The sequence below is a fragment of the Burkholderia sp. Bp9004 genome (assembly GCF_003858025.1).
GTDB classification, from domain to species: Bacteria; Pseudomonadota; Gammaproteobacteria; order Burkholderiales; family Burkholderiaceae; genus Burkholderia; species Burkholderia diffusa.
This window is the reverse complement of sequence record NZ_QTQD01000016.1, coordinates 141,127-152,178: the sequence shown is the minus strand read 5'-3', so window position 1 is coordinate 152,178 and position 11,052 is coordinate 141,127. Positions and strand designations below refer to the sequence as shown.

10 protein-coding genes are annotated in these 11,052 nt (G+C 66.5%); 8 read left to right on the top strand and 2 right to left on the bottom strand.

The window, feature by feature from the left end:
* The 8 genes from DIE08_RS19085 to DIE08_RS19050 all read left to right on the top strand — a co-directional run.
* The coding region (locus tag DIE08_RS19085) for an aminotransferase (protein WP_124902991.1) at positions 1-918 on the top strand (918 nt) is incomplete at its 5' end.
* A 62-nt stretch (positions 919-980) separates the two neighbouring features.
* Positions 981-2,096: a polyamine ABC transporter substrate-binding protein gene (locus tag DIE08_RS19080; protein WP_124902989.1), complete on the top strand. Its 1,116-nt coding sequence runs from the start codon at positions 981-983 to the stop codon at positions 2,094-2,096.
* A 188-nt stretch (positions 2,097-2,284) separates the two neighbouring features.
* A complete protein-coding gene (locus tag DIE08_RS19075) occupies positions 2,285-3,439 on the top strand; it encodes an ABC transporter ATP-binding protein (protein ID WP_124902987.1) in 1,155 nt (384 codons plus the stop codon).
* Between the two features lie 10 nt (positions 3,440-3,449).
* Complete coding sequence (locus tag DIE08_RS19070; protein WP_124902993.1) at positions 3,450-4,436, top strand: ABC transporter permease subunit; 987 nt, start codon at positions 3,450-3,452, stop codon at positions 4,434-4,436.
* Positions 4,433-5,272, top strand: a complete 840-nt coding sequence (locus DIE08_RS19065) for an ABC transporter permease subunit (protein ID WP_044847895.1) — start codon at positions 4,433-4,435, stop codon at positions 5,270-5,272. Before DIE08_RS19070 ends, DIE08_RS19065 begins: the two co-directional genes overlap by 4 nt.
* 101 nt (positions 5,273-5,373) lie before the next feature.
* The gene (locus DIE08_RS19060; protein ID WP_124902985.1) at positions 5,374-6,948 is read left to right on the top strand and encodes a DUF3138 family protein; all 1,575 of its coding nucleotides are present in this window, start codon (positions 5,374-5,376) and stop codon (positions 6,946-6,948) included.
* 112 nt (positions 6,949-7,060) lie between these two features.
* A complete protein-coding gene (locus tag DIE08_RS19055; protein ID WP_124902983.1) occupies positions 7,061-8,365 on the top strand; it encodes an FAD-binding oxidoreductase in 1,305 nt (434 codons plus the stop codon).
* A 25-nt stretch (positions 8,366-8,390) separates the two neighbouring features.
* Complete coding sequence (locus DIE08_RS19050) at positions 8,391-9,692, top strand: FAD-binding oxidoreductase (protein WP_124902981.1); 1,302 nt, start codon at positions 8,391-8,393, stop codon at positions 9,690-9,692.
* 177 nt (positions 9,693-9,869) lie between these two features.
* Here the strand turns inward: DIE08_RS19050 and DIE08_RS19045 are convergent, their stop codons facing one another.
* Positions 9,870-10,535 (bottom strand): DUF799 domain-containing protein, encoded by a 666-nt coding sequence (locus DIE08_RS19045; protein WP_059607336.1) that lies wholly within the window; start codon positions 10,533-10,535, stop codon positions 9,870-9,872.
* A 10-nt stretch (positions 10,536-10,545) separates the two neighbouring features.
* On the bottom strand, positions 10,546-10,974 hold the full coding sequence (locus DIE08_RS19040) for a DUF4810 domain-containing protein (protein WP_059607338.1): 429 nt from the start codon (positions 10,972-10,974) through the stop codon (positions 10,546-10,548).
* Between the last annotated feature and the right edge of the window lie 78 nt (positions 10,975-11,052).

Here is an 11,052-nt window from a genome sequence, read left to right as displayed (position 1 = left end):
TACCACGGCTCGACGATCGCGGGCGGCACGCTCGGCGGGATGGGCTACATGCACGAGCAGATGCCGTCGAAGGTCGAGCACATCGTGCACATCGATCAACCGTATTTCTTCGGCGAAGCGCAGGCCGGCGAAACGCCCGAGGCATTCGGCCTCGCACGCGCGCAGCAGCTCGAGGCGAAGATCCTCGAACTCGGCGCGGAGAACGTCGCGGCATTCATCGGCGAGCCGTTCCAGGGCGCGGGCGGCGTGATCTTCCCGCCGTCGACGTACTGGCCGGAAATCCAGCGGATCTGCCGCAAGTACGACATCCTGCTCGTCGCCGACGAAGTGATCGGCGGCTTCGGCCGCACCGGCGAATGGTTCGCGCATCAGCACTTCGGCTTCGAGCCGGACCTGATCACGATGGCCAAGGGCCTGACGTCGGGTTACGTGCCGATGGGCGCGGTGGGCATCCATGAACGCATCGCGCGCCCGATCATCGACAACGGCGAATTCAATCACGGCCTCACGTACTCGGGCCATCCGGTCGCGGCGGCGGTGGCGGTCGCGAACCTGAAGCTGCTGCGCGACGAAGGGATCGTCGAGCGCGTCAAGCACGACACGGGCCCTTACTTCCAGGCGCTGATGCGCGAGACCTTCGCGCGTCATCCGATCGTCGGCGAAGTGCACGGCCACGGGATGGTCGCGAGCCTGCAGCTCGCCGAGTCGCCGGCCGAACGCCGCCGCTTCGCGAACGGCGGCGACGTCGGCACGATCTGCCGGGACTTCTGCTTCAGCGGCAACCTGATCATGCGTGCGACCGGCGACCGGATGCTGCTGTCGCCGCCGCTCGTGATCTCGCGTCAGGAAATCGATGAGCTCGTATCGAAGGCGAAGAAGGCCGTCGATGCGACCGCCCAGCAACTGGGCCTTTCGTAACGACTTTGCCTACAGGCGTGCGGCGGGTGCCGCACGCCGCCATAACCCAGGGGAATTCCACCATGCGTGCCTGCTTTCTTCGCCAAGCCTGTTCCGTCGCGGCCCTTGCCGCCGCGGCCGCGTTCACGTCGGTCGCCAGCCCGTCGGCGCACGCCGACGAACTGAACGTCTACAACTGGTCCGACTACATCGCACCCGACACGATTCCGAACTTCCAGAAACAGACGGGCATTCACGTCAAGTACGACAACTACGACAGCGACGACACGCTGCAGGCGAAGCTGCTGGCGGGCAGCTCGGGCTACGACATCGTCGTGCCGACCTCGAACTACATGGCCAAGCAGATCCAGGCCGGCGTGTATCAGAAGCTCGACAAGTCGAAGATCCCGAACCTCGCGAATCTCGATCCGCTGCTGATGAAGATGATCTCGGATGCCGATCCGGGCAACCAGTACGGCGTGCCGTGGGCGTATGGCACCGACGGCATCGGCTACAACGCGCAGGCGGTGAAGAAGGCGCTCGGCGACAAGGCACCGGTCGACAGCTGGGCGCTGGTGTTCGACCCGGCCAACATGGAAAAGCTGAAGGGCTGCGGCGTGTCGTTCCTCGACCAGGCCGTCGACGTGTTCGCCGCCACGCTGCAGTACATGGGCAAGGATCCGAACAGCAAGAACCCCGGCGACTATCAGGCTGCCTTCGAAGTCCTGAAGAAAGTCCGCCCGTACATCACCCAGTTCAACTCGTCCGGCTACATCAACGACCTCGCGAACAACGACGTGTGCGTCGCGCTCGGCTGGTCGGGCGACGTCGGCATCGCGCACCGCCGCTCGTCGGAGGCGAAGCGCTCGTACGACATCAAGTTCTCGAATCCGAAGGAAGGCGGCTTGCTGTGGTTCGACGTGATGGTGATTCCGAAGGATGCACCGCACCCCGAGGCCGCGCTGAAGTGGATCAACTACGTGTCCGACGCGAAGGTCAACGCGGCGATCACCAACACGGTGTTCTACCCGACCGCGAACAAGGCCGCGCATCAGTTCGTGACGCCGGCCGTCGCGCAGGATCCGACCGTCTATCCGCCCGAAGACGTGCTGAAGAAGATGGTGCTGATGAAGCCGATGCCGGCCGACATCCTGCGCCTCGAGAACCGTCTGTGGGCGCAACTGAAAACCGGCCACTGATCGCCATGCATCACGGCGGCGCAGGCATCGCTCCACGCCTGCGCGCCTGAGATACGCGGACCGCCGTCCGCCTGCGCGCGCCGCGCGCCCTGTTCCATCCGGCACGAGCCGTTGTCCGCGAGTCGCGTTGCGCGTCTCGCGCGGGGACGCTCACGCCTGCAATCCGTGAAGAACGAATGGTGACTCCCATGCAATCGATACCCTCTTCCGCTGCTGCACGCCAGACCCAACCGGCCGCCCCGGCCCGCTCGAAGAACGACGCGTTCGTGCGCATCGAAAACGTCGTGAAGAAATTCGGCGACAGCACGGCCGTCGACAACGTGAATCTGACGATCGCGAAAAACGAATTGTTCGCACTGCTCGGCAGCTCGGGCTGCGGCAAGTCGACGCTGCTGCGCATGCTCGCCGGGCTGGAAACGGCCACCTCCGGCAAGATCTTCGTCGACGGCGAGGACCTCGCGTCGCTGCCGCCGTACCGCCGGCCGGTGAACATGATGTTCCAGTCGTACGCGCTCTTTCCGCACATGTCGGTCGAGTCGAACGTCGCGTTCGGCCTGAAGCAGGAAGGTACGCCGAAGAACGAAATCAAGGAACGCGTGGCCGACGCGCTTGCGCTCGTGCAGATGAGCAAGTACGCGAAGCGCAAGCCGCATCAACTGTCGGGCGGCCAGCAGCAGCGCGTCGCGCTCGCCCGCTCGCTGGTGAAGCGCCCGAAGCTGCTGCTGCTCGACGAGCCGATGTCCGCGCTCGACAAGAAGATCCGCCAGAAGACTCAGCTCGAGTTGGTCAACATCATCGAGAAGGTCGACGTGACCTGCGTGATGGTCACGCACGACCAGGAAGAAGCGATGACGATGGCGAGCCGCCTCGCGGTGATGAGCGAAGGCAAGATCGTGCAGATCGGCTCGCCCGGCGAAGTGTACGAATTCCCGAACAGCCGCTTCTCGGCCGAATTCATCGGCTCGACGAACCTGTTCGAGGGGCGCGTGGTCGAGGACGAACCCGATCACATCTTCGTCGAGAGCGACGACCTCGAGGCACGCATGTACGTGAGCCACGGCGTGACCGGCCCGCTCGGCATGCCGGTCGGCATCTCGGTGCGCCCGGAACGCGTGCACGTGTCCCGCGAAAAGCCCGGCTCGCATCACAACTGGGCGCGCGGCGTCGTGACCGACATCGCGTACATGGGCGCGTACTCGCTGTACCACGTGCGCCTGCCGAGCGGCAAGACGGTGGTGTCGAACCTGTCGAGCTCGCACCTGATGCACGACAGCGCGCCGGCGTGGAACGACGACGTGTTCGTGTCGTGGTCGCCGGCCAGCGGCGTCGTGCTGACGCAATGAGGGCGACATGATGAGAACTTCCGCTTCCACTCCTTCCGCGCCGGTGCCGACCGGTGCGACCGCTACGACTCAGGCCGCCAAACGACGCAGCCGCTTCGCCGCGCTGTCGCGCTTCCTGCCGTCGGGCCGCGGCATCGCGATCGGCGTGCCGTTCGTGTGGCTCACGATCTTCTTCGCGCTGCCGTTCGTGCTGGTGTTCAAGATCAGCTTCGCCGACCAGGTGATGGGGATCCCGCCGTACACGTCGCTCGTCGAGATCAAGGACGGCGTCGTGCACTTCGCGCTGCAGCTGTCGCACTACGCGTTCCTGCTGCAGGACGACCTGTACATCGCGACCTACCTCAGCTCGCTGAAGATGGCCGCCGTGTCGACGCTGCTGTGCCTGCTGATCGGTTACCCGATGGCGTACTACATCGCGCGCTCGGAACCGGCCCGGCGCAACGTGCTGATGATGGCCGTGATGCTGCCGTTCTGGACGTCGTTCCTGATTCGCGTGTACGCATGGATCGGCATCCTGAAGGATGACGGCCTCCTGAACCACACGCTGATCGCACTGGGCATCATCCACACGCCGCTGCGCCTCTATCACAGCGACGCGGGCGTCTACATCGGGATGGTCTATTCGTACCTGCCGTTCATGGTGATGCCGCTGTATGCGCACCTCGTGAAGATGGATCTGACGCTGCTCGAGGCCGCGTACGACCTTGGCGCCAGACCGTGGGTCGCGTTCACGCGCATCACGCTGCCGCTGTCGAAGAACGGGATCATCGCCGGCAGCCTGCTGGTGTTCATTCCGGCGGTCGGCGAGTACGTGATTCCGGAGCTGCTCGGCGGCGCCGACACGCTGATGATCGGCCGCGTGATGTGGGACGAGTTCTTCAACAACATGGACTGGCCGATGGCGTCCGCGGTGACGGTCGCGATGGTGCTGCTGTTGCTGGTGCCGATGGCGCTGTTCCAGTACTACCAGGTCAAGGAACTGGAGGAAGCGAAATGATCAAGCCGAGCAAACCGCTGTCGACAGGCGTCCTCGCCTTCGGCTTTCTGTTCCTGTACATCCCGATCATCAGCCTGGTCGTGTACTCGTTCAACGAGTCGAAGCTGGTGACGGTGTGGTCGGGCTTCTCGCTGAAGTGGTACGCGGCGCTGTGGCAGGACGACGAGCTGCTCACGGCCGCGTGGCTGTCGCTGAAGATCGGCCTGCTGACGGCCACCGCGTCGGTCGTGATCGGCACGTGGGCGGGCTTCGTGCTCGCGCGCTTCGGCCGCTTCAAGGGCTTCACGCTGTACACGGGGATGATCAACGCGCCACTCGTGATTCCCGAGGTGATCCAGGGCATCTCGCTGCTGCTGCTTTTCGTGGCGCTGGAGCAGATGTTCGGCTGGCCGAAGGGTCGCGGGATGGTGACGATCTGGATCGGCCACGTGATGCTCTGCGTGTCGTACGTGGCGATCATCGTGCAGTCGCGCGTGAAGGAGATGAACAAGTCGCTGGAGGAAGCGGCGCTCGATCTGGGCGCGACGCCGCTGAAGGTGTTCTTCGTGGTGACGCTGCCGCTGATCTCGCAGGCGCTGCTGTCGGGCTGGCTGCTGTCGTTCACGCTGTCGATCGACGATCTGGTGCTGTCGGCGTTCCTGTCCGGGCCCGGCTCGACGACGCTGCCGCTGGTGGTGTTCTCGCGTGTGCGTCTTGGCCTGAACCCTGAAATGAATGCACTCGCGACGCTGTTCATCACCGCTGTGACGATCGGCGTGATCGTCGTGAACCAGATGATGATCGCGCGCGAGCGACGCCGCGTGGCCGACATGAAGGCGGCGTTCGCGGCGGCCTGACTTCCCTCTTCCCGTTCCATCGATAACAAGACCCGCGCGCCGCGTGATGCGGCGCGCAAACCGATCACACATTGACAGGCCCACGACAAGGAGAATCCGCAATGAAGAAGAAACTGATCTGCCTGCTGGTGGCCGGCGCGTTGCCGGGCATCGCGCTGGCCGACTCGACCTCCGCCGAAATCAAGGCACTGCAGGCGCAGGTCGCCGCGCTGCAGAAGCAGATGAAGGCCATGCAGGCGCAGCTCGCCGCGAAACCGGGCGGCACGCCGGTCGCGCAGGCCGGCGCGACGGCCTCGGCCAAGCCGGCGATGGTGGCCGCCGATCCGTCCTCGCCGGACTACGGCCGTGCCCAGGCCACGCTGACCAACGACGAAGTCAGTGAAATGAAGCAGCAGATCGCGAACCAGCAGCTGAAGGTCGACTCGCTGACGGACGCGGCCAACACCGGGCCGCTCGCGGGCCTGTCGGTCACGGGCTACATCGACCCGACCTACATCTACAACCGCGCGGCCGGCACGTCGTCGTTCCTGTTCGCGAACCACGAGAACGCGTACAACTACTTCAACAGCACGTTCGGCGATCTCTACCTCGACATCAAGAAGACCTTCGGCGTCGGCCCGATGGCGCCGTCGGCGGAGATCACGCTGATGCCGAACCGCGGCAACGGCATCACGCTGCTGCAGAACTCGCGCGGCTCGATCACCGACAACCTGCTGAACACGGCGGTCGTCAACGTGCCGATCACCGCGTCGACGACGCTCGTCGCCGGTTTGATCCCGAGCTTCGGCGGCTACGAGGTGCAGCAGTCGAACCAGATGCTCACGCTCACGCACAACCTGCTGTACGATTTCTCGGATCCGGGCAGCTACGTCGGCGTCGGCGCGAACTACACGAAGGGCAACTGGGCGTGGAAGTTCTTCCTCGGCAACGAGCAGTACCGCACGTACGGCTCGGTCACGCAGACGGGCACCAATGCGCTCGGCGACCCGATCAGCACGAGCAACAAGGTGCCGACCTTCACCGCGCGCGCGGACTACACGTGGTCGAGCGCACTCGATATCGGCGGGTCGTTCAACATCGGGCGGCAGACGCTGGCGAGCGCGATCGACGACCAGGGCGTCGTCCACTACGGCCCGGGCGGTGCGGCACCGAGCGCCTATGGTTCGTTCTTCTTCGGCGAACTCGATGCGACCTACACGCTTGCCGATATTCAGTACAACGCCGAAGTCGACTACGGCCGGCAGCAGCATGCGGCGTTCAACGGCGGGCTCGCGCAGTGGTACGGTCTGTCGCTGCTCGCGCACCGCAAGTTCAACGCGCCGGTGGTCGGTCGCATGGGCGTGACGCTGCGCTACGACCTGCTCGCCAACACGAAGAACGGCGGCGGCGGTGGCGGCATCGCGCTGAACGGCAACGGGATGGATCCGAACAACGGCTTCGGCGTCGACGCGGACTGCCTCGCGATGTCGAAGGCCGGCGGCGGCCTGGGCTTCGAGTGCAAGGGCGCGGTGCGCCAGGACGTCGCGCTCGACCTGCTGTTCTATCCGACCCAGCAGATCACCGTGAAGGTCGAATACCGGCACGACTGGGCGAACAACAAGGTGTTCCTGCGCAACGACGGCTCGTACGGCAAGTCCAACGACCTGCTCGCGACGCAGTTCATCTATTCGTTCTGATGCTGGCCGCGCGGGACGCCGTGCCGCGTGCATGGCGTCCCGCATCGTTTCACCCGGCCGGATTGCGGTGCGTCGCGCACCGGCGCCGGCCGTCCTCGAGGGAGTCGGTCTGATGACGCAGTCTTTCACCCGCCGCGCCGACGCGCTCGCGCGCGACTCGTACTACGAAGCGACCGCCGCGCGACCCGCGGCCGACGATCCCGTGCTGGAAGACGCGATCGACGTCGATGTGTGCGTGATCGGCGCGGGCTTCGCGGGCCTGTCGACGGCGCTCGACTGCCGCGCGCGCGGGCTGTCGGTCGCCGTGATCGATGCGCACCGGCCCGGCTGGGGCGCGTCGGGCCGCAACGGCGGCCAGGCAATCACGGGCTTCGCGAAAGACGAGGTGATCGAGCGGCAGCTCGGCGCCGCCGGCGCGCGTGCCGCGTGGTCGCTGTCGCTCGACGGCGTCGCGCTGATCGCCGAGCGCATCGCGCGCCACGGCATCGACTGCGACTTCACGCGCGGCTACCTCACGGTCGCGACGAAGCCGCGCCGCATCGACGACCTGCGCGCATGGATGGATGCCGCGACGTCGCGCTGGGGCCATCCGTCGCTGTCGTGGCTCGACACCGGCGCGATTCGCGCGCGCATCGCGTCGTCCCGTTATCTGGCGGGCGTCTACGATCCGCTGTCGGGTCACCTGCATCCGCTCAAATATTGCCTGGGCCTCGCCGATGCCGCGCGCCGCGAAGGCGTCGCGCTCCATGCGCACACGCCCGCGCTCGACGTCGTTCGCGGCGCGCGGCCGGTCGTGCGCACACCGTCGGGCGAAGTGCGCTGCCGCTTCGTCGTGTCGTGCTGCAACGCAGGCCCCGGCGGCATCCTGCCGGCCGCCACCGCCGCGCGCATCGCGCCGATCGCGTCGTACATCATCGCGACCGAACCACTCGGCCGCACGCGCGCCGACGCGCTGATCGCGCAGCGCGAAGCCGTGTGCGACAACAACTTCTTCCTCGACTACTTCCGGCTGTCGGCCGACCATCGAATGCTGTTCGGCGGCCGCGCGAACTCCGCGGGCGCGTCGCCCGACACGCTCGCGGAAACGATCCGGCAGCGCATGGTCGGCGTGTTCCCGCAGCTCGCCGACGTGCGCGTCGACCACGCGTGGGGCGGCTTCGTCGACGTCACGCGCAACCGCGCGCCGGACTTCGGCGCGCTCGATCCGAACTTCTTCTACGTCCAGGGCTTCAGCGGGCACGGCGTCGCGCTGACCGGAGTCGCCGGACGCGCGATCGCCGGCGCGATCGCGGGCGACACGCGCGCGTTCGACCTGTTCGCGCAGCTGCGCCACCGGCGCTTTCCCGGCGGCGACGCGTGGCGGCAACCCGCGCTCGAACTCGGGATGCTGTACCACCGCTTGCGCGAGCTGTTCTGAGCCCCCTTCATTCGCTTTCCTCATCATGCAGACATTCGCCAACCAGCCGCACGTCGCGTCGTACTACGCGGCGACCGCCAACGATACGACCCGCCATGCGCCGCTCGCCGGCACGACCGACGCCGACGTGTGCGTGATCGGCGCGGGCCTCACCGGTTTGTCCGCCGCGCTCAACCTCGCCGAGCGCGGCCATTCGGTGACCGTGCTCGAAGCGTCGCGGGTCGGATGGGCGGCGAGCGGGCGCAACGGCGGCCAGCTGATCGGCGGCTTTGCATGCGACATCGACACGTTCGGCAACTTCATGCCGGAAGGCGACGTGAGGCGGATCTGGGACATGGGGCTCGAAACGCTGTCACTCGTGAAGTCCCGCATCGCGCGGCACGACATCGACTGCGCGCTCGTACCGGGCTACCTGACCGCCGCGAACACCGAGCGCGACGCGGATGCGCTGAAGCGCTGGCGCGACGAGGCAGCGAAGCGCTTCGGCTACGACCGCTTCCATTTCGTGGAGGCAGACGAGCTCGGCGACTACGTGCAGTCGGCGCGCTATCGCGGCGGTCTGTACGACCCCGACAGCGGCCACCTGCATCCGCTGAACTACACGCTCGGGCTCGCGCGTGCGGCCACCGACGCCGGCGTGCGGATCCACGAGGACAGCTGCGTGACGCGCGTGCGCGACATGTCGGGCGGCCACGTCGTCGAAACCGCCCAGGGGCAGGTGCGCGCGCGCTTCGTCGTGCTCGCGTGCAATACGTACGTGGGTACGCTCGCGCCCGCGCTGTCGAAAAAGATCATGCCGGTCGGCACCTACGTGATCGCCACCGAGCCGCTCGGCGAAGCGCGCGCCGCCGCTCTGATGCCCGCGCGCGCGGCGATCTGCGACAGCCGCTTCGTGCTCGACTATTTCCGGCCGGCGCCCGACACGCGGCTCGTGTGGGGCGGCAAGGTCAGCTATTCGACGCGGGAACCGCGCGATCTCGCGGCGGCAATGCGCGCGGACATGCTGAAGACGTTCCCGCAGCTCGCGGACGTCAAGGTCGACTACGCATGGGGCGGCTTCGTCGACATCACGATGAACCGCGCGCCGCACTTCGGGCGCGTCGCGCCGACGATGTACTTCGCGCAGGGCTTCTCGGGGCACGGCGTGAACACGACGGCGCTTGCCGGCAAGCTGATCGCCGAGGCGATCGACGGCCAGGCGAGCCGCTTCGACCTGTTCGGCAAGATCCGGCATCGCGACTTCCCCGGCGGCGCGACGCTGCGCACGCCGGCGCTGGTGCTCGCCATGAGCTGGTACCGGCTGCTCGATGCGTTCGGCATGCATTGAGCGGACCGCGTCGGAGCGATGCGAGCCGTAAGCGCGTCGCACACCGCGCGTCTCACGCCACACACCGATGCAAAATGAAAAACGGCCGCGCAACCAGCGCGGCCGTGCAATCGATTCGCATGGCATCGGTGCATCGGGCACATACCGTGCCCACGCACCGCGCACGACATGCACCGATCAGTCCGTCCCGTACTTCGGCGAATGCGGACCGTACAGCAGCCCGTTCGGCGGACCGGCCGACAGCAGCCGCGTGCTGGTGAACGCGGCGACGTCATGGCTCTGGTCGATCAGCGTGTTCGCGATCTGCTTGACCGCTGCCGTCACCAGCATGCCGATCAGGCCGCCGCCGCCGTTGTTGCCGCCCTCGTCGCTGCTCGCGCTCGCCCGGCCCTGCCACAGCACGTCGCCGGTGCGCAGGTCGACGAGCTTCGCCGAGGCCGACACGACCGTTGCGCTCGCAAGGATCCGGTAGACGGTGCCGTACTGCGACACCTTCGAATACAGCGCGGCATCCGCACCGAAAATCTCGCGCAGCTTCGCGGGCGACGTCTGCTGGATCTCGGCCGCGTTGGTCAGGCCGTTCTGCTTGAACGTCTCGTCCATCACGGCAACCGGCACCACGTAGTAGCCGGATTCGGCGAGCGGAAGCGTCATCTGCGACAGCATCCCGTAGGTTGCCGCCACGTCGGACGTCTCGTTGAGGGGCGGCAGGACGAGGATCGAGCGCGGCTGGCTCTTCTTGAACGCCGTGTAGTCGGGTCGTTTCACCGGCTGCGCGCACGCGCTCAACAGCGCGACGATCGACAGCACGGACATCAGCTTGAATGAGAGTGTCTTGAACATGGCGGGCGCGTTACGGTTTGGCGGTGGTCGGGGCGATATCCTTCTGGCCGGCGATCGCCTGGGCGGCTGGCTTCTGATCCGCGGTCTTCGACGCGCCGGTCTTTTTCTTCATCAGGAAATCCATGAAGGTCGACGATTCCGGGAACGACTGCTTCTCGGCCTGCAGTTCCTGTTCGGCCTGCTGCTCGTTGCCGACGCTCGCGTACAGCATCCCCAGATGCGCATGGAAGCCCGGCGGCGGCATGTTGCCCTTCGCGCGAATCTCCTGCAGCGCCTTTTCGAGCGCGTCGATTTGCTCCTGCGGCGACTTCTGCCCCTTGAAGTACTCGTACACCTGCGGCTGATAGCCGGTCCACTGATAAAGCGGCGGCGTGGAGCTCGCGCAGCCGGCGAGCAGCAAGGCGGCGGCCGTTGCCGGCAGCCAGTTACCCCGTTTCATGGTCTGTTCTCTTTTGATGTCGTTGTCAATCGGTCCAGCGCGGCGCCGGCCCCGGCGCCGCGCTGCTACATGGGCTGC

What these genes read in the sequence shown, in the direction of transcription:
- DIE08_RS19080 (WP_124902989.1), top strand. Translation starts at nt 981, where the DNA reads ATGCGTGCCTGCTTTCTTCGCCAAGCCTGTTCCGTCGCGGCCCTTGCC.
- DIE08_RS19045 (WP_059607336.1), bottom strand. Translation starts at nt 10,535, where the DNA reads ATGTTCAAGACACTCTCATTCAAGCTGATGTCCGTGCTGTCGATCGTC.
- DIE08_RS19065 (WP_044847895.1), top strand. Translation starts at nt 4,433, where the DNA reads ATGATCAAGCCGAGCAAACCGCTGTCGACAGGCGTCCTCGCCTTCGGC.
- DIE08_RS19055 (WP_124902983.1), top strand. Translation starts at nt 7,061, where the DNA reads ATGACGCAGTCTTTCACCCGCCGCGCCGACGCGCTCGCGCGCGACTCG.
- DIE08_RS19060 (WP_124902985.1), top strand. Translation starts at nt 5,374, where the DNA reads ATGAAGAAGAAACTGATCTGCCTGCTGGTGGCCGGCGCGTTGCCGGGC.
- DIE08_RS19050 (WP_124902981.1), top strand. Translation starts at nt 8,391, where the DNA reads ATGCAGACATTCGCCAACCAGCCGCACGTCGCGTCGTACTACGCGGCG.
- DIE08_RS19040 (WP_059607338.1), bottom strand. Translation starts at nt 10,974, where the DNA reads ATGAAACGGGGTAACTGGCTGCCGGCAACGGCCGCCGCCTTGCTGCTC.
- DIE08_RS19070 (WP_124902993.1), top strand. Translation starts at nt 3,450, where the DNA reads ATGAGAACTTCCGCTTCCACTCCTTCCGCGCCGGTGCCGACCGGTGCG.
- DIE08_RS19075 (WP_124902987.1), top strand. Translation starts at nt 2,285, where the DNA reads ATGCAATCGATACCCTCTTCCGCTGCTGCACGCCAGACCCAACCGGCC.